The sequence below is a fragment of the Rhodovastum atsumiense genome, from assembly GCF_937425535.1.
In the GTDB taxonomy this organism is placed as follows: domain Bacteria; phylum Pseudomonadota; class Alphaproteobacteria; order Acetobacterales; family Acetobacteraceae; genus Rhodovastum; species Rhodovastum atsumiense.
On the sequence record NZ_OW485601.1, the window covers coordinates 3797914 to 3818676 of the forward strand.

22 protein-coding genes are annotated in these 20763 nt (G+C 69.5%); 15 read left to right on the forward strand and 7 right to left on the reverse strand.

The features are described 5' to 3' along the window. Positions 1-53: 53 nt before the first annotated feature. Positions 54-221, forward strand: coding sequence for a hypothetical protein (locus NBY65_RS17305; protein ID WP_162530835.1), 168 nt, complete (start codon positions 54-56; stop codon positions 219-221). A gap of 85 nt (positions 222-306) precedes the next feature. Here the strand turns inward: NBY65_RS17305 and NBY65_RS17310 are convergent, their stop codons facing one another. Then, complete coding sequence (locus tag NBY65_RS17310; RefSeq protein WP_203330705.1) at positions 307-1101, reverse strand: AraC family transcriptional regulator; 795 nt, start codon at positions 1099-1101, stop codon at positions 307-309. 235 nt (positions 1102-1336) lie between these two features. Between NBY65_RS17310 and leuA the strand changes: the two genes are divergently transcribed. Together leuA and NBY65_RS17320 are read left to right on the forward strand one after the other, a co-directional pair. Next, complete coding sequence (gene leuA / locus NBY65_RS17315) at positions 1337-3022, forward strand: 2-isopropylmalate synthase (RefSeq protein WP_150044728.1); 1686 nt, start codon at positions 1337-1339, stop codon at positions 3020-3022. 209 nt (positions 3023-3231) lie between these two features. Beyond that, on the forward strand, positions 3232-4605 hold the full coding sequence (locus NBY65_RS17320) for a serine hydrolase domain-containing protein (protein WP_150044725.1): 1374 nt from the start codon (positions 3232-3234) through the stop codon (positions 4603-4605). Positions 4606-4687: 82 nt separating this feature from the next. On the opposite strand, the gene NBY65_RS17325 is transcribed toward NBY65_RS17320, so the two are convergent. After that, the gene (locus tag NBY65_RS17325; RefSeq protein WP_150044722.1) at positions 4688-5314 is read right to left on the reverse strand and encodes an MSMEG_1061 family FMN-dependent PPOX-type flavoprotein; all 627 of its coding nucleotides are present in this window, start codon (positions 5312-5314) and stop codon (positions 4688-4690) included. A gap of 70 nt (positions 5315-5384) precedes the next feature. Between NBY65_RS17325 and NBY65_RS17330 the strand changes: the two genes are divergently transcribed. Both NBY65_RS17330 and NBY65_RS17335 read left to right on the forward strand, forming a co-directional pair. Beyond that, on the forward strand, positions 5385-6179 hold the full coding sequence (locus tag NBY65_RS17330; RefSeq protein ID WP_239003114.1) for an AraC family transcriptional regulator: 795 nt from the start codon (positions 5385-5387) through the stop codon (positions 6177-6179). A 79-nt stretch (positions 6180-6258) separates the two neighbouring features. Further along, entirely contained in the window at positions 6259-6792 is a 534-nt protein-coding gene (locus tag NBY65_RS17335) for an REP-associated tyrosine transposase (protein WP_150044719.1), read from the forward strand. A gap of 217 nt (positions 6793-7009) precedes the next feature. On the opposite strand, the gene NBY65_RS17340 is transcribed toward NBY65_RS17335, so the two are convergent. Next, a complete protein-coding gene (locus NBY65_RS17340; protein ID WP_150044716.1) occupies positions 7010-7810 on the reverse strand; it encodes a transporter substrate-binding domain-containing protein in 801 nt (266 codons plus the stop codon). A 148-nt stretch (positions 7811-7958) separates the two neighbouring features. Here NBY65_RS17340 and NBY65_RS17345 point away from each other — a divergent pair, with 148 nt between their 5' ends. Both NBY65_RS17345 and NBY65_RS17350 read left to right on the forward strand, forming a co-directional pair. Further along, positions 7959-8486, forward strand: coding sequence for a shikimate kinase (locus NBY65_RS17345; RefSeq protein ID WP_150044713.1), 528 nt, complete (start codon positions 7959-7961; stop codon positions 8484-8486). 122 nt (positions 8487-8608) lie between these two features. Next, positions 8609-9595, forward strand: a complete 987-nt coding sequence (locus tag NBY65_RS17350) for an alpha/beta hydrolase (RefSeq protein ID WP_239003112.1) — start codon at positions 8609-8611, stop codon at positions 9593-9595. A gap of 25 nt (positions 9596-9620) precedes the next feature. On the opposite strand, the gene NBY65_RS17355 is transcribed toward NBY65_RS17350, so the two are convergent. Continuing rightward, positions 9621-11489 (reverse strand): DUF3857 domain-containing transglutaminase family protein, encoded by a 1869-nt coding sequence (locus tag NBY65_RS17355; RefSeq protein WP_150044710.1) that lies wholly within the window; start codon positions 11487-11489, stop codon positions 9621-9623. A gap of 161 nt (positions 11490-11650) precedes the next feature. Between NBY65_RS17355 and NBY65_RS17360 the strand changes: the two genes are divergently transcribed. The 3 genes from NBY65_RS17360 to NBY65_RS17370 all read left to right on the forward strand — a co-directional run bounded on the left by NBY65_RS17360 (position 11651) and on the right by NBY65_RS17370 (position 13045). Beyond that, positions 11651-11887: a hypothetical protein gene (locus NBY65_RS17360; protein ID WP_150044708.1), complete on the forward strand. Its 237-nt coding sequence runs from the start codon at positions 11651-11653 to the stop codon at positions 11885-11887. Beyond that, positions 11862-12452: a DUF924 family protein gene (locus NBY65_RS17365; RefSeq protein WP_150044705.1), complete on the forward strand. Its 591-nt coding sequence runs from the start codon at positions 11862-11864 to the stop codon at positions 12450-12452. The genes NBY65_RS17360 and NBY65_RS17365 overlap by 26 nt, the downstream gene beginning before the upstream one ends. Before the next feature lie 83 nt (positions 12453-12535). Beyond that, positions 12536-13045, forward strand: a complete 510-nt coding sequence (locus NBY65_RS17370) for a GNAT family N-acetyltransferase (protein WP_150044702.1) — start codon at positions 12536-12538, stop codon at positions 13043-13045. 43 nt (positions 13046-13088) lie between these two features. Here the strand turns inward: NBY65_RS17370 and NBY65_RS17375 are convergent, their stop codons facing one another. Further along, complete coding sequence (locus NBY65_RS17375; RefSeq protein ID WP_150044699.1) at positions 13089-15185, reverse strand: methyl-accepting chemotaxis protein; 2097 nt, start codon at positions 15183-15185, stop codon at positions 13089-13091. 248 nt (positions 15186-15433) lie between these two features. After that, positions 15434-16444: a DNA/RNA non-specific endonuclease gene (locus tag NBY65_RS17380; protein WP_150044696.1), complete on the reverse strand. Its 1011-nt coding sequence runs from the start codon at positions 16442-16444 to the stop codon at positions 15434-15436. Between the two features lie 237 nt (positions 16445-16681). Here NBY65_RS17380 and NBY65_RS17385 point away from each other — a divergent pair, with 237 nt between their 5' ends. From NBY65_RS17385 to NBY65_RS17405, 5 genes are all read left to right on the forward strand, one after another. Then, positions 16682-17458, forward strand: coding sequence for a DUF2092 domain-containing protein (locus NBY65_RS17385; protein WP_162530834.1), 777 nt, complete (start codon positions 16682-16684; stop codon positions 17456-17458). Then, positions 17455-17814, forward strand: coding sequence for a hypothetical protein (locus tag NBY65_RS17390; protein ID WP_150044690.1), 360 nt, complete (start codon positions 17455-17457; stop codon positions 17812-17814). Before NBY65_RS17385 ends, NBY65_RS17390 begins: the two co-directional genes overlap by 4 nt. 289 nt (positions 17815-18103) lie before the next feature. Then, positions 18104-18763 carry a hypothetical protein gene (locus NBY65_RS17395; protein WP_150044687.1) on the forward strand — a complete coding sequence of 220 codons (660 nt, stop codon included), beginning with the start codon at positions 18104-18106 and terminating at the stop codon, positions 18761-18763. 25 nt (positions 18764-18788) lie between these two features. Next, positions 18789-19307, forward strand: coding sequence for a septal ring lytic transglycosylase RlpA family protein (locus NBY65_RS33830; protein ID WP_275266336.1), 519 nt, complete (start codon positions 18789-18791; stop codon positions 19305-19307). Positions 19308-19337: 30 nt separating this feature from the next. Beyond that, positions 19338-19856: a hypothetical protein gene (locus NBY65_RS17405; protein WP_150044685.1), complete on the forward strand. Its 519-nt coding sequence runs from the start codon at positions 19338-19340 to the stop codon at positions 19854-19856. A 25-nt stretch (positions 19857-19881) separates the two neighbouring features. Here the strand turns inward: NBY65_RS17405 and NBY65_RS17410 are convergent, their stop codons facing one another. Continuing rightward, positions 19882-20763 carry a DMT family transporter gene (locus tag NBY65_RS17410; protein ID WP_150044682.1) on the reverse strand — a complete coding sequence of 294 codons (882 nt, stop codon included), beginning with the start codon at positions 20761-20763 and terminating at the stop codon, positions 19882-19884.

Below are 20763 nucleotides of genomic sequence, written 5' to 3' on the forward strand. Positions count from 1 at the left end.
ATCCACCAAGGGTAGGAGCTGCGGCGCTTCGCCAACCGGCTGCGGAGGCAGGTATGAGTATTTCGGAGACCACAGAGACATCGGCCGTTCTGGCGCTGGCGAAAATCCTGATGCGCCAGGCTGATTTCCACGGCAGCCCGAAACTGGCCGAAGACGTCGCTGCCGATCTGTTGCATGACCTTGCTGCTGCTGGTTGGAAGGTTGAACGGGCAAATGACTGACCCGTAAAGCCGACGACCTTGCTCGGGCAGAGCAAAATCAGGGCAGTCATGTCATATTATTCTCCGGGCATTTCGAATCGGCCTCTTACTCCGGGCGGAAATACCGGGTTGGCACGACGCCGAAGACACGACGGAACACCGCGCTGAAGGCACTGGGGCTCTGGTATCCCAGGTCGAGCGCGATCCCCAGCATCGGCCGGCCTTCCGCCAGCATCGGCAGGCTGGCCAGCAGCCGCGCCTGCTGGCGCCAATGCCCGTAACTCATACCGAGGTCTCGCTGGAACAACCGGATGAAGCTGCGGCGGCTCATGCCCAGTCGCGCTGCCGCCGTGATGAGATCCGGCGCTGTCGCCGGGTCTGCCAGCAGACCGGCACAGAACCCCGCCAGCCGCGCATCCTGCGGCAGCGGCAGATGCAGCGGCGGATCCGGCAGGAAACGCAGCTCCTCGCGCAGCAGCGCGAAAAGCTGCGTGGCGAAGCGGCCGGACAGGTCGGCGCGGGGCAGGGCCGTGGCGCGCAGGATCAGCTCGCGCAGCAGCGGCGAGACCGCGACGGCGGCACAACGATCCGGCGCCGCGTCCGGCACCGCGTCGGCGCGGAGATACAGCGTGCGGAACGCCACCGCGGCGCGGCTGCCGGTGACGTGCTCGGTCTCCGCCGGGATCCAGACGGCGCGGTTGGGCGGGATCACCCATTCGCCCTGGCCGGTGCGCACCGTGACGATGCCGGCGCTGGCCCAGACCAGTTGCGCGCGCCCATGCCGGTGCGGCGGGCTGACGAAGCGGTCGGACGAGTCATGGATGAAGGGAATGACCGGCAGCGCCGGGTCGGCCAGCGCCCGCGCGATGCGTTCCGCCACCGGGATGTCTGGCCCTTTCACGACGATCCTTGGCCCTTCCGCGCGCGCGTGTCGCCCGGGCGGGGGCTATACTGGCTTTTGCTTCGGACCTGAAGGCGGATGGTGATCCTGTTGCCCGCATCCCTGTGCCTCGCGTCGTGCTGCCGTGGCGGGCTGCGACTTCGGTGCGGCCGCCGGGCCTGACGGCGACCCGGTGGCCGTAGTCGCGCCGTGCTTCGCGTTTCCTTTGCACGACCCTCCGGCACAAGGTGGCATCATGCTGCGTCACCCCCAGACCAAGTACCGTCCCTTTTCCCCGATGTCCCTGCCCGATCGCGGCTGGCCCGACCGGGTGATCACCGCCGCGCCGCGCTGGTGCTCGACGGATCTGCGCGACGGCAACCAGGCGCTGGTCGATCCCATGGACGTCGCGCGCAAGCGGCGTTTCTTCGATCTGCTGCTGCGCATCGGCTTCAAGGAAATCGAGATCGCCTTCCCTGCGGCGTCGCAGACCGAGTTCGATTTCGTCCGCCTGCTGATCGAGCAGGACCTGATCCCCGAAGACGTGACGCCGCAGGTGCTGACCCAGTCGCGCGCGGAGCTGATCGAGCGGACCTTCGAGTCCCTGCGTGGTGCCCGGCAGGCCATCGTGCATCTCTACAACGCCACCGCGCCGGTGTTCCGTCGCGTGGTGTTCGGCCAGGACGAGGCGGGCACGATCGCGCTGGCGGTGTCCGGCACGCGCCTGATCCGCGCGCGGGCCGAGGCGGCGCCGCAGACGCGCTGGACCTACGAGTATTCGCCGGAAACCTTCTGCTTCACCGAGCCGGATTTCGCCCTGGAGGTCTGCGAACGGGTGATCGAGGCCTGGGACCCGTCGCCGGCGCGGCCGATGATCCTGAACCTGCCGGCCACCGTGGAAGTGGCGACGCCCAACGTCTATGCCGACCAGATCGAGTGGATCTGTCGGCACCTGTCGCGGCGGGACGCGGTGACGATCAGCGTGCATCCGCACAATGACCGCGGCACCGCGGTTGCCGCGGCCGAACTGGCGGTGATGGCCGGCGCGGATCGCGTCGAGGGCTGCGTGTTCGGCCATGGCGAGCGCACCGGCAATGTCGATCTCGTCACCCTGGCGCTGAACCTCTACACGCAGGGCGTCGATCCGGGGCTCGATTTCTCCGACATGCGCGCGGTGGTCCGCACCATCGAGGACTGCACCCGCATCGGCGTGCATCCCCGCCATCCGTACGCGGGCGAACTGGTCTTCACCGCCTTCTCCGGATCGCACCAGGACGCCATCCGCAAGGGCTTCGCCGCCCGGGCCAGCGGCAACGATGCGACCTGGGAGGTGCCCTATCTTCCGGTCGATCCGGCGGATCTCGGCTGCAGCTACGAGGCGGTGATCCGCGTCAACAGCCAGTCCGGCAAGGGCGGCGTCGCCTGGGTGCTGGAACAGGAGCAGGGGCTGCGCCTGCCGCGCCGCCTGCAGGTCGCCTTCAGCCGCGTCGTGCAGGCAGCGACCGATGCGAGCGGGCGGGAGATGGCGGCCGCCGACATCGTCGCGCTGTTCCGCAGGACCTACGGGCTGGAGGGCGAGAAGCGGCTGGCGCTGGCCGGTTACACGCTGGCGCCACCGGGACGGAAGGGGGGATCACGCCGGTTCAGCGGGCGGGTGGTGCTGGACGGGCGGATGCTGGTGATCGCGGGGGAGGGGAACGGCCCGCTTTCCGGGCTGGCCGATGCGCTGGCCCGGGACGCCGGCCTCCGGCTGGACGTGGTGGACTACCAGGAACACGCGATCGGCCAGGGTGTGCAGGCCATGGCGGCGGCCTATGTGGAATGCGCGCTGCCGGACGGGCGCATCGTCTTCGGCGTGGGCATCGACGCCGACAGCGCCTCCGCCTCGATCGAGGCGTTCATCGGCGCCGCCAACGCGGCCTTGTCGTCGCCGGCGGGCTGAGGCGCAGCGCCCCGGGGCCTGGCAGGCCCCGGGGCTGTCCGGATGGGAAGGTCTGCGGCGAGAGGATCGCCGGCAACCTGTCAAGTTTCAGAACGTTCCTAAATAACGACATATCAGGCATCATTAACCTGAGTGGCTTCTACGGTTGGGATGCGTGTTTAGATGCGATTCCGGGTTGATTGTTGGGTTCAAAGGCCAAGGAAACGACAATGTTCGAAGTTGAATCCTCTGACCGGTTATTCTGCATCGTCCTGGACAAATGGCTGGCCTTTGCCATCTCGTATTCGGACATTCCTGGTTTGCAGATTGCTGTCCGTAAAAAAGAAAAGTTAATATTTTCAAAATCTTATGGCCTGGCTGATCTCGAGGGGGCTGAAGCCTATACGCCCCGCCATCTCGGGCATCTGGCCTCCCAGAGCAAAATGGTGACGTCGTGCCTTACGATGCAACTTGTCCAGGACGGGGTCCTGACGCTGGATCAACGGCTTGCGAAGCTTGTTCCTTGGGCCGGCGCGCACAAGGACAACAGATTCCGCGACATCACTGTTCGTGATCTGCTTTCGCACCGCTCGGGGCTGTGCAGCAACGGCAGTGAAGGAAGCTATTGGGAATTATTCCGGGATTTCCCATCGGAGGCACAATTTATCGCGGAACTGAAGGAAACGCCTCTGGTCTATGCCCCGGATACCTGCACGAAGTACTCCAATTACGGATTCGCTCTGCTCGGCCTTGTCCTGCAAGAGGTGACGGGAAAGCCGTACCATGCCCTGGTCGCAGAGGCGGCCGCACGACGGTGGCGGATTTCGGAACTACTTCCTGACCATGCGGAGGGACAATTCCCCTTCGCGACAGGATATTCCAAGAAAATCTATGATGGTGCCTGCAAGCCCTTCCGGCATGTGTGCGCGAACGCGCTGGCCCCGGCGGTCGGCCTTTGCGGGAACGCGGAATCGGCATCGCTGTTTGCCTGGCGCTACTACTGCAGCAACGACTTCCTGACTCCGGCCCTTCGGGAGGAGCTGACCCGTTCAAAGTGGAACATCAAGAACCTGACTGAGGAATTTTATGGCCTTGGCACGATGTTTTCGCCGTTCAAGGACACGTTCCTGACAGGGCATTCCGGAAGCACGCCGGGGTTCTACTCCCAGACACGCTATCTGGCCGGGACCGATTATGTTTTCAGCGTGGTGGTCAACGGGAGCGAGCCGGTCGCGGCGAGCATCGTCTGCTCGGTGGCGAGGCTGTTGCATAACCTGGCGCGGAATTTCGACGACGTCGAATCCGGCACCGTCATCACTTCCGATATCCTGATGAACTGGTGGGGGGCAAGCCTCTACGCCGTCTCGCCCCGACGGGCTTTGCTCTTCTCCGTGTCAGGGTGGGGGTTCGGCGACTGCACCGCCCTGGAACGTCGTGCTGACGGCACCTACGCCAGTGACGACATCAGCGGATATAGCAGCGTGGGGGAGGCTGTCCGATTCAAACGGGACGGGGAGAAGATCGTCGAGGCGAAATTCGCCGCCTTCACCGCACTGCCTTTTGCCGACTTCATCACGAAATCCCAGGTTTCCTTTACCTCCTGATACGCATGGCCCGGGGGCTGCCGGGCCCCGGTGCTTTCCGGGGCGGCAGGTCATCCGTTCCCGAGCAGGCGTCCCGATCCATCTACCCATAAAGGTCATGGCGCATCGCATGGTCGTAATGCGCATCGATTGCCTCGGCGGCGGCGGCATCCGCGCCACTCATCGCGGCCACCATCTGGCCGGGGGTGGGCAGGCTGCTGCGATCGATCCGGGCCGCGGGATCCCATAGCCGGGCGCGGTTCACGGCCTTGCCGCAATGAAACAGCACCTCTTCCACCGTCACCACGATCGCGGTCCTGGGCAGCTTGGGTCCTTCGGCCAGCGCCGTTCGCAGGTCGGCATCGGCGGTGACACGCCCGCGCCCGTTGATCCGCATGAAAACATCGAGGCCGGGGAAGAGAAACAGCATGCCCAGCCGGTCGTCCTCCAGCAGGTTGCGCATCGACTCGATCCGGTTGTTGCCGGGCCAATCGGCGAATGCCACCGTCTTTGCGTCGATGACCCGCACGAACCCCGGAGGCCCGCCGCGCGGCGAGGCGTCGAGCCCGATGCTGCGCCCGGTTGCCAGGCAGAAGAAGGTGGCCTTCTCCAGATACCGGACATGGAAGGGGATCAGCGCTGGCATCACCGCCTTCCGGATACGTTCCGTGGGTGGATCGTAGAGCAGGTCGAGATCGGGCCTATCGGAGGAAAGGGGGGGTTCAATCATGGCGGGCTCCTGTCGGTCTTTCAGGATAGCCGATGGGGGCTGGCGCCGCTAAGCTGTACCGGCCAATCGATTGCGAGTTCCCGCCATTCTTGAGGGCAAGCTCAGCCTCGCCGCCCGCAATGCCAGCGAACCGCTGATCGTCGCGGTTGCTGATGCCCGCCAGGCCATTCGCAGCACCGAACTGCACAGCCACGCCCGTGGCCAGATCACGGCGATCCGGCGTGGCGTGGTAACCGCGGGGACCGAGACCGAAGCCTGGGTGGTCCCGCCCGACCATGCCGTGTGGATGCCGCCGCACCAGCTGCATTTCGGCTATTCGCACGGCCTGTTCGACAGCTGGAGCTGCTACGTCGCCGAGCCGTCCTGTGCCGGCCTGCCGGAGCGCCCCTGCACGATACGGGCCTCGGGCCTGCTGCGCGAAGCGGTGCTGCATGCGGCGAGTTGGCAGGATCCGGTGCTTGACGAACGGCGTCTCCGTGTCGCCCTGATCATCCTCGACGAACTTCACGCGGCTCCGGTTGAATCTTTCAGCTTGCCCATGCCGAAGGATCCACGCCTGCTCCGGATCGCCCGTGCCCTCCTCAACGATCCCGGTGATCGTCGCGGCATGGATGCGTGGGCATCCTGGGCCGCTGTTTCCGAACGCACCCTGAGCCGCCGCTTTGCCGCGGAGACCGGATATAGCTACACCGCCTGGCGCCAGCGCGTTCGGCTGATGCGGTCCCTCGAACTGCTGGCGGACGGAGCACCGGTGACCACCGTCGCCCTGGATCTCGGCTATGACAGTGTCAGCGCGTTCATCGCCCTGTTCAGGCGTACGCTGGGCATGACTCCCTCGGCTTATTTCGGGCGGTACCAAAGGTAGCAAGCGTAGGGCGGATAAGCGCAGCGCCATCCGCCATCAGCACCTTCCGCGATCCCCGGTATCACCGCATACTCCCCGCATGCCGGACTATCGTCGCAATCGCGTCGTGGGCGGAATATTTTTCTTCACGGTCACTCTGTGCGACCGAGATTCCGACTTGCTGGTCCGCCGCATCGAGGCCCTGCGCGACACGGTGCGCGAGGTCCGTGCCCGGAGGCCATTTTACATCGATGCCTGGGTCGTGCTGCCCGACCACATGCATTGCCTTTGGACCCTGCCGCCGGGCGATGCCGATTTTCCGGGGCGGTGGCGCGCGATCAAGACCGCCTTTTCCAAAAGGTTGCCTGCCGGCGAGCCGCGGTCGACGGTGATGATCGCCCGTGGCGAACGGGGCATCTGGCAACGGCGCTATTGGGAGCACACGATCCGCGACGAGAGAGACTATGCCGCTCACATGGATTACATCCATTTCAATCCGGTGAAGCACGGTTACGTCACGCAGCCGCAGGATTGGGCTTATTCGACGTTCCGGCATTGTGTGATGCAGGGACTCTATCCGGCCGGATGGAGCGGCGGTTGTGCGGAGCCGGCTGGGACAGGCGAGCGGCCGTGAGGGGCTTGGTCAAGAAACAAGCGGCGGGCGGAGATTGAGGACCGATCGGCGGATTGCGCTTCGCTTATCCGCCCTACACCAACCGGCCTCTGACGGCCGTAGGGCGGATAAGCGAAGCGCAATCCGCCATCGCAACGTGCCGCCCGGCATCGATTGCCGCATCCGTCCGCCGGGCCGGTGTCCCGGCGGACGGATGCGGCCTGGCATCAGTCGCCGGTCATTGCAGCCATTTGGCGGTCAGGCGGGCGTATTCACCGGTTTCCTGGCTGACGTGCAGCCACTGGTCGATCCATGCCTTCAGCACGGCGTCGCGCGGCAGCAGATAGGCGAGTTCCCCGAAATCGAAGGGACGGTCCGGATGGATGGCGCAGAGCTGCGGATGCAGCTTCTGCTGCAGCCGGGTCTCCACGGAGTCCGTGATCATCACGTCACCCTTCCCGGCGACCAGGGCGTCGAAGATCGCGGTGTTGGTCGGAATCATCACGATCTCCGCGGCCTTGAGGTTGGCGCGGTCGAAGCGCTCGTTGGTGCCGCCGGGATTGGCCAGCACCTTCACGCCGGGCCGGTCGATGGCGGCGAGGCTGTCGAAGCGGTCCTTGTCGGTGCAGCGGGCGATCGCCGCCTTGCCGGTGCGCACCAGCGGGGTGGAGAAGAAGGCGGTCTTCTGCCGCTCCAGCGTCACCGAGATGCCGCCCATGGCAAGGTCGAACCGGTCCGCGGCAAGGTCGCCGAGCAGGCCGCCCCAGGTGGTGGGCACCAGCTCCACCTTCACGCCAAGTGCGCGGCCGAGGCTTTCGGCCATGTCGACATCCAGGCCCTCGAATGTGCCGCTGGCCTTGTCGAGCAGCGAGAACGGCCGGTAATCGCCGGTCAGGCCGACGCGGATGGTGCCACGGGCGAGGATGGCGTCGAGCTTCGAGCTTTCCGCGTGGGCCGGGGTGGAGGCGGCGGGCAACAAGGCAAGGGGCGTAGCCGCCAGCACGAGGGCCAGCAGGATCGGGCGCAGCAGATGGCGCATGGGGGAGTCGCTCCGTGGTTACGGGACGATATTGAACGCCGCGCCGGGATATGCGGCAATCCTCCAGCCAGGGCGTCCTGCGCCGCCATTGCGGGGGAGATCGGTTTTCGCGCAACGTGCTGATCGCCCAACGCATGACGAGGGAACCATGCCGGTCATCTGGCTCAACGGCACCATCGGGGCGGGCAAGAGCGCCGTGGGCCAGGCCCTGGCCGTGCGGCTGCCGGCGTCGCGGTTCCTCGACGGTGACGACCTTGCCGGGCCGTCACATCTGCCGAATCCCCGGCGCTGGCGCATGGCCCTGGATGCCCTGCTGCGCGCGGCGGCACGGCCGGGGCGCCAGGCCGCGCTGGTGATCGCCTATCCGCTCGACGCGGCCGGATGGCGGCGGCTGCGGACGGTGTGCGGCCGGGGGCGGCGGGCCTTGGTGGTGCTCAACCTCGCGCCGCCGCTGGCCATGACGTTGCGTGGCCGTGGCGGCAGGAATTTGTCACCGCCGGAACGGGCGCGGGTGCGGGTGATGCGCGCGGAGGGCTATCACCGCCGCCCCTTCGCCACGGCCACGCTGGCCAATGCCGCGTCCTCTGCCGCCGGGACCGCCCGCCGCATCGCCCGCCTGCTGCCCGTGTGGGTGGCGCACCGGCCCTCGCGCAACGGCATCGGGCCGATGAGCTGAATCGGGAAAGCCCGCCCTTCCCGCGAAAGCCGACGATGCGGGCACCGGTCGCGGTGCAGCGTTTGTTTCATTGCGGACAAGATCGGTTTTCGCGCAAGGTGCAGCGCGGCCAGAAGGGGCGGATGCGGCCCAAGCTGGAAATCCTTGTGCTGGCCTGCCTGCTTCTGGCCTGGCCTGGCCGGGCGGAAGAACCGAACATGTCGCAGGAAACCACGCTGCAGGCACCCGGACCGAACGGACCGCTCGCGGGCACGCTGCTGGTGCCGCCGGTTCCCGGCGCGCCCGTCGTTTTCATCATCCCCGGCTCCGGGCCGACCGATCGCGACGGCAACAGCCCGTTCGGGATCAGGGCGTCCACCTACCGGCTGCTCGCCGAGGATCTGGCGGCGCGGGGGATCGCCTCGCTGCGCATCGACAAGCGCGGCCTGTTCGGCAGCCACCATGCCATCCCCGACGCCAATGCCGTGACCATCGACGACTATGCCGCCGATGTGCGGGCCTGGATCGGCGTCCTCCGGCAGCGGACCGGGGCCGCCTGCGTCTGGGTGCTGGGCCATAGCGAAGGCGGGCTGGTGGCGCTGGTCGCGGCGCAGCAGCCCGGCGCGATCTGCGGGCTGATCCTGGTCGCCACCGCTGGCCGCCTGCTCGGCCAGGTGCTGCGCGACCAACTTGGGGCAAACCCCGCCAACGCCGTCTTGCTGCCCCAGGTCGAGGCCGTGATCGCCACCCTCGAAGCCGGGCAGAGAGTAGCGGCAGAGGAGATTGATCCCGCGTTGCGCTCCCTGTTCCGCCCCGAGGTGCAGGGCTTCCTGATCGATGCCTTCGCACGCGATCCGGCGCGGCTGATTGCCTCCGTTCCCGGGCGCGTGCTCATTCTGCAGGGCCTGCGGGATCTTCAGGTCGGGCGGGTGGATGCGGAACGCCTGGGCCTCGCCCGCCTGGAGGCGAGGCTGGTGTTCGTCGATGCGGCCAACCATGTCCTCAAGGCCGTGGCGAGCGATGGGCGCTCCGACAACATCGCGGCCTACCAGGATCCGGACAGGCCCCTGGCGCCGGGCGTGGTCGATGCCATTGCCGGCTTCATCGCCAGCAACACGGAAAGCCGCTGACCCGGGCGGTGTGTTCCCCGGCCGTTCAGTCGATCTTTTCCAGGCTGATCCGCGCGTCGATGTCGCGGCGGATCGCCGGCAGCGCCCGCGCCGCCTCGGCCCGCCGGGCGCCCTCGCAGAGCGCCTGGTCGGTCGTGGACACCAGCGAGCGTCGTACCCTGACCGCGCCTTCGGTGAAGCTCCAGTGGCTCTCGTAGCGAAAGAAGCTGCCGTCCACTGCCACGTCCCTGGGCAGGCGCGCCGGACGGGTGCCGGAGGGCAGCATCAGGGTCAGCTCTTCTTCCTGGCGTCCGGCATGGCAGGGGGTCGGTTCCAGTGCAGGCAGGTCATGCCGTTCCAGTGGCCCGATCGGCCCATCACCGGTGCGCTGGAGCAGGCGCAGCCCGGTCGGCATCATGAAGCTGTCACCCTCCACCCAGCCCGGATGCGGGACAAGCGCGAACCGTCCCTCGCTGCTGGCCTGCGGCTCGGTGCCTTCCGCCGCGACGGCGGTGAACTCGCCCTCGCCGTCCTGGTGCAGGGTTCGCAACTGCCGGGCCGCGGCCGCACGGGGTTCCTGCGCCACAATCGCGCGCCCGACGATGCGCAGCGCGGTGACATAAGGGCCGCTCGCCTGCGTCGTGCTCGTGCCGCTGACGGTGCCGTCGGCGGCCAGGGTCGCGCGGGTGGACAGATGTTCGGTCGCCACCTCGGGCGGCAGCGGGGCGATGCGGCCCGGTGCCGCCCCCGCCGCCGTGACGCGCAGCACCGGCTTGCCGTATTCCCGCAGCGGCAGCGTGCCGAAGGGCGCGCCGCCGGCCGTGGTGTCCGCGTACAGGTCCCAGTCCGGCAGGTAGGTGATGGTGTGGTCGAAGCGGAAGACCGGCGGCTCGCTCAGGGTATAGGTCGGGGCGAGGTTGATCAGCACCGGTTCGGCGGCGATGCCCCTGGCCCGCAGCAGGGCGACCAGCAACGTCGCCTGGTCCTTGCAGTCGCCGTAGCCGCGGTCGAGCACGGACTCGGCGGTGTGCGGCACCCAGCCATCGTTGCCAAGCCAGATCGCCACCCAGCGCACATGCCGGCTGACCCAGTCGTACAGCAGGCGCGCCTGCTCGCGCCGGTCGGTGGTGCCGGCGGTGACTTCCTCGGCGAGCGTGCGGAGGCGTGGCGTCACCGCCGCCTGCGGCGCCACCACGGCCGCGTAGTCGCGCGAGAACGCCGGCCAGTCGGCGAAGGTCGAAGCGAACAGGCGCGGCGCCCGGTCGAACGGCGCCAGCGCGGCGGGATCCTCGGCGAGCGCATCCGGCGCGCGGTAATGCCAGTGATAGACATGCCGTCCATCCGTCGCCGTGCTTTCTTCCAGCACCGGCCCGTGCGCCTCGGTGCGCAAGGGCTTGCCGGCCGGGGTGGTGATGCGGACCTCGACGCTATCCCAGGGGGTGGTGCGCGGGAAGGCCCAGCCGAAGGAGAATTCGCCCGGGACCACGGGATGCGTGAGGGTCCAGCGCCAGGTGGTGACCAGCAGGTCCCCGCCGGCGGCATCGGGCAGCACCGCCACGATCTGCTTGCGGTCGGTATACAAAGGCAGGTTGGGGGTGCCTGGCGCGAGCTGCGTCCGCACCGCGCGGGGCTCGACGGGAATGCGCCGCCCGTCCGGTTTCTGCGTGTAGCCCTCGACCAGTTCCACCTGCTCGATCGCTTCCGAGAACTGCCTTGCCTGCTGGGCCTGGCGCCGGGCGATGGCATCGTTAGCGACGGCGAATTCCAGGTGCTGCGTTCCCACCGCCGTGCCGTCTTCGTGGACCTCGATATCCCAGAGGAACGCGCGGGTACGCAGCGGCGGCTCGGCCGCAAGCGCGAGGCCGGAGAACGTCGCAGCCGAGGCGACGATCCCGAGCCGGACCCAAACTGACATTCCAGGCCTCCGCACTTACATTTCGTTACGTTCGGCATAGCATGGGGACCGTCCGTGCGAAAATAGCCAAACCGGAACAATATGCCCGGGCGGAAACCCGCCCTTCCCGGGCACGCTATCTGCGGCAAGCAACGGAAAGCCAAACGCCATGCCGCAGTCGCGTGCCGCTGGCGTTGCTGTTGATCGCGGGGGGCTTCCTGGGCTTGCTTCCGATCCTGGGCTTCTGGATGGTGCCGGTCGGCCTGCTGCTGCTGGCCGGGGACGTGCCGTTCCTGCGCAAGCCGGCAATGCGGGCGCTGGCAGCGGTGCAGCGTTGGTGGGATCGGTATTCCCGGCGCCGGGACGGTGCCGGGGCAGCGATGAGGGAGCGCGATGGCCGCGACCGGGCAGCCGGGTGATCCGAAGTCTTCCGCCCCGCCGCCGGTACCGCCCGAGGCGCGCGCGGTCGTCGATTTCTGGCGCGACGCCGGGCCTGGCCTGTGGTTCGCCAAGGATGCCGGTTTCGACCGCAGGTTTCGCGACCGCTTCCTCGCCTGGCACGAGGCGGCGGCGCGCGGCGACTGCGACGGCTGGATCGCCACGCCCGAAGGCGCCCTCGCGCTGCTGTTGCTGCTGGACCAGTTCCCGCGCAACGCCTTCCGGGGCACCCCGCGGATGTACGCGACCGACGCGATGGCGCGCGTCGTCGCCGCCAGGGCGATCGCGGTCGGCGCCGATACCGGCGTCGCGCCGGCCCTGCGGCAATTCTTCTGCCTGCCCTTCGGCCATTCGGAAGACCCGGTGGATCAGGACCGCTCGGTCGCCTTTGCCGCGCGCCTCGGCGAACCGGACCTTTCCCACGCGCGGCGGCACCGCGACATCATCCGGCGGTTCGGCCGCTTCCCGCACCGCAACCCGATCCTCGGCCGTGCCATGACGGTGCAGGAGCAGCGCTTCCTCGACGAGGGCGGCTATTCCGGCTGACAGGATCAGGACGTTGCGCCGGAATTGACGGCCGCGCCGGAACGGTATCACCTTTGCCGACCAGGGAGGGGGAGGCCGCAGTCATGAAACCCAGCGTCGTCGTGCGAGAAGCCAGGCGCAGCGATCTGCACTTCATCATGGCGGCCGAGCGCGTGCCCGGCTTCGAGCGGATCATCGCGCAATGGTCGGAAACGCAGCACCGGGCGGCGATGGCGTCGGACGACCATGCCTATCTGATCGGCACCGACCCGGCGGGCGATCCCTGCGCCTTCGCCCTCATCCACGATCTGCACGACGCGCATGGCAATGTCTGCCTCAGGCGGATCGCCGTGGCCCGGCCGGGCCAGGGGGTCGGCAGCGTGTTCCTGGCCCGGGTGGTGCGCCGGATCTTCACCGCGACGCGGGCGCATCGCCTGTGGCTCGACGTGCTGGCCGAGAATGCCCGGGCCCGGCATGTCTATGCCGCGCAGGGCTTCGTCGAGGAAGGCCGGCTGCGCGCCGCCTTTCAGCGCCCGGACGGCAGCCGTGCCGATCTGGTGGTGATGTCGCTGCTGCGCCCGGACTGGCAGGGCCGGCAGGCCATCGCCGCCTGACCAGGCCGAAGCCCGCCAGGGGCCCTGGCCTTGCGGCCGTGGCTCAGGCGGCGCGGATCCCGGTGACGAAGCCGTCGATCTCGCGGTTGAGCTCGGTGACGCCCCGCGTGACCTGGGCCGCGGCGTCGAACACGCCCTGCACGGCCGCGCCGGTGTCGCGGGTCGCCTGGCTGACCTCGCCGATGCTGCCGGTGACATCCTGGGTGCGCGTCGCCGTCTGCGCGACGTTGCGCGCGATCTGCTCGGTGGCCGCCCCCTGCTGCTCCACCGCGCTGGCGATGGTCGTGGAAATGCCGCTGAGTTCCTCGACCGCGGCGACGATCCCCTGGATCGCCGCCACCGCCTGCCCGGTGGTTTCGCGGACCTGCTGGATCTGGCTGCTGATTTCGTCGGTGGCCCGCGCGGTCTGGGTGGCAAGGTTCTTCACCTCGCCGGCGACCACGGCGAAGCCGCGCCCGGCCTCGCCGGCGCGCGCTGCCTCGATGGTGGCGTTCAGCGCCAGCAGGTTGGTCTGGCCGGCGATGCTGTTGATCAGCTCCACCACCCGGCCGATCTGCTGGGTGCTGCCGGCCAGCGCCTGCACGATCGCATCGGTGCGGCGGGCATCGGCGACGGCGCGGCCGGTGATCGCGTTGCCCTGCGCCATCTGCCGGCCGATCTCGTTGATCGAGGCGGCAAGCTCGCGGGTCAGCGTCGCCGTCGCCTGGACGCTGGCGCTGGCCGCGCCCGCGGCGGTTGCCACCTCGGCGGCCTGGCGCTCGGCGCCGTTCGCGGCTGCGGTCATGGCCGTGGCGGTGCCTTCCAGCCGGGAGGCGGCGCCCAGCAGCGGCGTCACCAGCGTGCCGATCTGCCCCTCGAACCGGCGCAGCAGGGCCTCCAGCCGGTCGGCATGCGCGGCGCGGGCCTGCTGGTCGGCGGCCTGGGTGGCGGCGAGGGCGTCGGCCTGGCGCAGCCCGTCGCGGCAGACCATCACCGCCGCCGCCATCGCGGCGATCTCGGCCGGCTGCCGCCCGTCCGGCAGGGCGAAGCCGTAATCACGGCGGGCCAGCAGGTGCATCGCCTCGGCCAGCCGGGCCAGGGGGCGCAGCATGTGCCGGCGCGTCAGCAGCAGCAGGGCGGGGATCGCCAGCAGCGCGAGCAGGGCCTGGCCGCAGGACCAGACGACCTCGCGCAGCGCCTGCGCCGCCTCGGCCTGGGCGGCCTCGCCGGCCAGCCGCAACGGCAGCTCGGACAGGCGCATCAGCGGTGCCAGCGCGGCATCCATGGCCCGGTCCATCGCCTCGACGCCGACCGGCGAGGCCTGCCCCGCCGCCAGTGCCGCCTCGATCGAATCCCGCAGGGCGACGAAGCGGCCGAAATACGCCTCCCGCACCTCGGCGAGCGTGGCCGCCAGCGCGGGCGGCACCTCCGTCGTGCCGATGGCGGCGAGGGTGAGCTTCCAGGCGGTCGCCGCCGCGGCGCGGCGTTCCAGCATCTGCTGCCGCGCCGCGGGGGCGGGAAGGCGGCCGTCGCGGATCATCGTCGCGATCACGGTCCGCTCCAGCCCGGCGGCGTCGCGCAGGGCGTAGGCGGCATCCTTCACCGCCGCCATGCGGGCGCCGGCCATCGACCCGGCGCGCAGGCGATCGGTGAGCACCGCGACCACCTGCTCGGTCGGCTCCACCAGCCGCGTGGCGGTGGCGTACCAGCGATCGGCCAGCCCCGCCGGGCGCCCCGCCAAAGGCTGGCGCAGGGCCGCATAGGCGGCGTCGCGGGCGGTGTCCACCTCGGTGCGCGCGCCGCGCAGCCCCTCGGCGGCCGGGCCGCAGGACAGCCGCGCGCAGGCGGCGAGCAGCCGGTCCAGGGCGGGGTTCAACGCGGCCGGCACCGCCTGGTAGCGGGACAGGTCGGAGACCGGCTCCGGGGCGCGCAGGGCGATCTGCAGCGGGCCGCGTTCGGAGCGCTCGGCCTGCAGGGCGGAGAAGGCGTCGCGGGCGGCGAAGGCGACGGCGGTGGCTTCGTCGGCGGCCTGCAGGCGACGGGTCGCATCCAGCGTCTCTGGCACGGTGGCCAGCAGCAGCAACGCGCCGAGCACGCCGAGCACCACCTGGAACAACGTGCCCAGCGACCAGGCGGTCGGGGTGGTGCGGGACAAGGACATGATAACCGACTCCGCCAGGGCAGGATGGGCCGCGACCGGACGCCGTCGGGGGGGATCCGCCGCTTGGCCAGGAATGATGGTATGATCTATTACTATAATACCAGAAAAATCAACCTCAGATTGATTTAACGTATTCAAGCATCCTGTCGCGAAAATAATACGCCCTGCCAAATAACGGTCTGGTTTCGATTGTCCTGCACCCTGCCCGGTGCGACGGCGGCGGGGCCGGGCCGCCGTCGCGGGCCGCCTCAGCGCCGGCCGAGAATGCGGTAGAGCACCACGCCCGCGCCCAGCGCGAACAGCGCGGCGAGCACCAGTGAGACGATGCCGCCCGTGCTCATGCCCTGGCCGCCGCCACCCTGCGGCGCGGCGTGGCCGCGGCCGGATGACCCGCCGCGCGGCTGGGTGGAGGCCACCGCCGCGCCCTCGCGGTCGCAACTGCCGCGCACGTTGCTCGGCTTCGGCTCCGGCAGGGTCATGGCCCGGTCCTGCACCGCCTTCGGCAGCGAGGGGAAGGCGTCGATGCCGGTCAGGCCGCGCAACTCGGCGAGCGAGACGGCGCGCCATTCCATCCCCGGCGCGTTCGGCGCGACATAGGCCCCCGCCTGTTGCCGCGACGGCACGTAGATCGCCTTGTAGAGGCTGGTCGGCACCAGCACGCGCCCGTTCAACCGCTGCAGGTTGCCGCCTTCGAAGATCGGGCCGGTAAGGATCCACACCTCGCCGTCCTGCATCGCCAGTTCGCGCACGCTGCTCTCGATCCCTTCCCACAGGCAGCGGTTCGATCCGGGGTGCTGCGGCACCATGTTGGCGAGCGAGAAGCTCTCGGCCTGCGCCTCGGGCGTGGGCATGTCGCCGGAGGGCGCCATGTGGCCGCGGTCGAAGCCGGAGCGGGCGTAATCGCCCAGCCGCGCGCGATGCTCGGGCGGCAGCGCGTCCTCATCGTGGAAATTGTTCTCCCGCCCGATCTTGCGCGCCGCCTGCACCTGGGCGCGGGTGAGGTGCTCGGCGACGGCGAGCGGGGTGCGGGAGATGCCGCTGTGGATCACCGCGAATTCGCGGAAGCACAGCTCGCGCGTCTCGGCCGCGAGCTGCGGGCGGACGATCGCCGGCGCCACCCCGCCGGGATGCTGCCCGGCGCAGAAGGCGGCGGCGGTGTGGCCGAAGCCGGCGAGGCCGGGGAGGAGCAGAAGGGCGAACAGGGCCAGGCGCAGGCCGCGCCTGCCCGCGGGGCGGGACGAATCGGAGTCTTTGACCATGATGCGTGCGTTTGTAGGGGCGTTCGTGCCTGGCCGACACACACGATCCGTCAGCCTGCACCAGCCGTTGCGCCGCCGCGCGAGCTCGGGCGGCGGCACGATCGTCGCGCGCGCAGTCCTGTGCCGTCCCGGCGACATCGCGCCGCCGTGGTGCGGTCGTTGCCGGAATTGCATGGACAAGCCGGCGCCCCCATGCCGACACTCGCCGCAGCAGCCATCCCGAGGGAGGGGCACGCAGTGGGCACGAATGCGCTTCGTCGCCGTGCGCTGATGGCGTTCGCCATCGGCGGTGCCGTGGCACTCACGGCCGGGGCAGGAAGGGCGGCCACGCCGGAGGAGAAGCCGGTTGTCGCCGAGGCGGCGCGGGAGGCGGTGCTGCGCATGGGCCGCACGCTGTCCGCCGAGAGTTTCTCCTTCCGCAACCGCACGATCCGCGAATATGTCGGCCCCGGCGGGGAAACGCTGCACATCTTCCATGTCGGCGACGTGGTGGTGCGCCGCCCCGACCGGCTGCTGGTGAACCTGACCGGCGATGACGGCACGGTCAGGCTGCTGTACGACGGCAAGGCCCTGGTCGCGTTCAACGAGGACAGCAACCGGTACGCGATCCTGCCGGCGCCCGGCGGCATCGAGCCGATGCTGCGGGTGGCCGCCGAGAAGTTGCGGGCCGATTTCCCGCTGGCCGACCTGCTGGCGGAATCGCCCGGGCAGGCGGTGCTGTCGGAGGTGACGGCGGGATCCGTCATCGGCGGCGCATTGGTCGACGGCGTGCCCTGCCAGCACCTGGTGCTGACGCAGCCGCCGGGGATCGATATCGAGCTCTGGCTCGAGGACAACGAGCAGGCGCTGCCGCGCCGGGTGATCGTCACCTATCGCGCGCTGGCCGGCGCGCCGCGCTTCATCGCCGAGATCTCCGACTGGCAGATCGGCCTGCGTCCGCCCGATGCGGATTTCGTCTTCCGCGTGCCGGCCGGGGCGACCCGGGTCGCGATCGGGCAGGAGCAGGCGGAATGAGGATGGTCCTGGCCGGGCTGGTGCTGGGCGGTGGCCTGGTGCTGGCGGCCCCGCCCGCACTGGCCTGGGGCGCGGTGCAGGGGGCCTATGGCGGCGCGGCCTATCGCGGGCCGGCCGGTGGCGCGGCGGTGCGGGCGCCCTCGGGGGCGGCGGTGGCGGTCGGCCCCGGCGGAGGGGCCGCCTATCGTCCGCCCGCCTATGGCTATCACCCGCCACCGCCGCCGGCGGCCGGCTTCGCCGCGGGGGTGGCCACCGGGGCGGCGATCGGCGCCGCGGCGACGCGGCCGTACTATCCGCCGCCGCCACCTCCGCCGCCGGCCTATTACCGGCCGCCCACCGTCGTGGTGGTGCCCTGAGGCCGTGACCGTGAGGCCGGACCCGGTCCCCGAGGGGGCCGGCCGGCCCGCTCACAACGCTGTCAGATCCTGGCGTCGCGCCCGTTGCAATCGAAGTCATCGGGGGCGGTGACGTTCTTTGCAGAGCAGGCGTTGCCTGCCTGAATGGGCCGGGCTGCGGCCGCCCGCGCCCAGCCCATTCAGGCCGCTCTTGCGGATTTGAAATGAGATTGAGAGGGAAATGTCCCATCGTGATCGCGGAATGAAACGTATACAGGCATAAGCGGGATTCATTGAAGTAAAAGCCAGCATGAAACAGGCAGACATAATGTCATGCGGTATTCATTGGCTGATCTCCAATGTATTTTTTGTGCCCGTTGGGAAGGACGCGGTGACCGGTAACAACAAACCACCCGCCATTGCGGCAGGCCAGCCAGGTGCGCCAGCGGAAGCCGTGCCGGGCGTTGCCGAAATACTGGCCACCGCGAAGGCGCACAGGATGGCACATATCGTGTGGCGGAACCCTACCTTCGCGGAATTCTCGGCGGCGCTGGCGGCTGGCGAGCAGAGCGGCGACGGCTTGCGCGCGCTGCTGACCGCGACCGACATCACGGTGTGGTGGAGCCACACGTTGCTGCATCAGCACTATGTTAAGACGATTGGCGCAGATGGTGTCCGTCTCTGGTTGAAGCCGGCCCTGGTGCTGGTGAGCGAGGAAACCATCTGCAAGATTGACCAGTTCCCCTGGATTTCCATGGAGACGGCGACTGATCCGGTGCCCGCGTCCGTGGCGCGGCGGACGGCGGTCTTCCTGGCGATCCAGAACGATCCCCGGCTGCGCGCGCTTTACCCGACGGGGTTCAGGACCGGGTGGTACATCCCTGCCGACCATCGGGGCGATCATCTGCCCGACTGGCAGGGGCAGCGCATCCGGCCGGCAGCCGCTCGTACGGCTGTTCCGGCAGATTGAAGCTCCTGCCGCACAGGCCCGGATCGTGAGACGGCGTTTCCTCGCGGTTTGCACGGCCGCGGCCATCGTGTCCGCGGCCGGTGCCGCTGTGGCCGGCGTCCCCCGGCCCCCCCATCATTCCGGCGAGCAGCGTGCGGCCAAGCCCGGCAAGGGGGCGCATGCGCCCGACCATGCCGCCGCCGTCAGGGGCACCCGGTTCCGTCACGACCGGGGGGTGGTGCACCCGGAGCAGGCGGTGATGTCGGGGGTGGTGCAACATGGCGGTGCCTCGGTGTATTCGCCTGGCCTCGTCGGGCAGCCCACCGCGTCTGGGCGGCGCTTCCGTCCCACCGAACACGTCGCGGCCAGCAAGAGCCTGCCCCTGGGCAGCACGGCGCGGGTGACGAACCTGCGCACCGGCCGGAGCGCGGTGGTCGAAGTGGTGGATCGCGGGCCCTATGTGCGCGGGCGGATCATCGACCTGAGCCCGGCGGCGGCCAGTGCACTGGGCATGGACCGGCACGGCATCGCCTATGTCATGGTCGAGCCGGTCCCGGCCCGGTAGGGCTCCGGTGCGCCGGCGGGGCAGGCGTGCATGACTGAACCGGGGGCCGACGCCGCGCCGCCGGCTGGTCCTGAGGGTGAATGTACTTTCGTGCTCGGCTACACGGCGGCGGTGGTTGTTGCCGATGTGACCTTCGTCCTCGGTGCCATCGCCTGGAACCACGTCTCCATTTCCGTCCCCGAAGGCGACAGCCTGGCCCTCGGCCTGATGCTGCAAATGATGATCCTGTTGCTGCTGTGGCTGGTGGCGTCGGTCCCCTTCGCCCTGCTGCGGATGCTGATCGGCTTTCGCTGTGTTGCTACCGCCTGGCGTGCCATGGCGTTCGGCGCCCTGCTGGGCCTCACCATGCTTCCCTTCGTGGTATGGCTGTACGGGCTTGGGGACTTCCTGGCCACCCATCCGACCCCGTTCCTGACCGACCTGTACGAGACATTGGCGTCGCGATGGCCTCTCTACGCGATTTCCGGCGCGACCGGCGGGCTGGTCTACTGGCTGATCGAGGTCGCGACCTTTGATGGCGCCATCGCGAAGTTTCGGGCGTGGCCGTGACCGGGCCCCGCCGGTGCAAAGGGGATCAGCGCCCGCGCCGGCAGAGAGACACGCCCGACAGGATCAGCCCCAGCGCCAGCAGCAGCGTCGGCGATACGTCCTCGGCCAGGAAGGCGGCGGCGATCAGCAGGCTCACCACCGGTTGCGCGAATTGCAGCAGCGCGATCGAGGCCACGCCGCCCCGGTCGAGCGCCCAGAACCACGCGGCGAAGCCGATCACCGTGCAGCCGGCGGCGAGGAAGCCGAGTGCGGCGCCCCCCACCGGGGTCAGGGCTGGCACGGCACTGCCGAGCGCGGGCAGCAGCGGCAGCATGACCAGGGCGCCGGCCAGGATCGACCAGGCGGTGGCCGCGAACAGGCCGATCCGTGCCGACAGCCGGGCCCCCGCCAGATAGCCGATGCTGACGGTGACGGTGCCGGCGAACACGATCAGGTCGCCGGCGATCGAGGCGGTGCCGGCGGCCGTCGCCAGGCCGCGCCCGAGGATCAGCACGGCGACGCCGGACAGGGCGAGTGCGCTGCCCAGCCACCACACGGGGCGTGGCCGGTGCCAGGACAGCAGGAATTGCAGCAGCGCGGTGATGACCGGGGCCGCCGCCAGCACGAGCGCGGCATGCGCGGTGCTGGTGCGGGCGATGCCCAGGCCCTGCAGCACGAAGGAGGCGGCAAACCCGACCAGGGCGCTGATGCCGAGCGCCGCCCAGCCGCCCGCGTCGCGCGGCAACCGGGGCCGGAGCACCAGCACGACCGGCACCAGCAGGGCGGCCGAGGCCAGCAGGCGGGCGGCGCCGACCAGCGAGGACGGCATGTCGCGGGCGAGCAGCGCCGTCGCGGCCGGGGTCGCGCCCCAGAACAGCACTGCCAGCGCGCCCGCGGCATAGGCAAGAGGCGGTGCAGGATGGGTCAT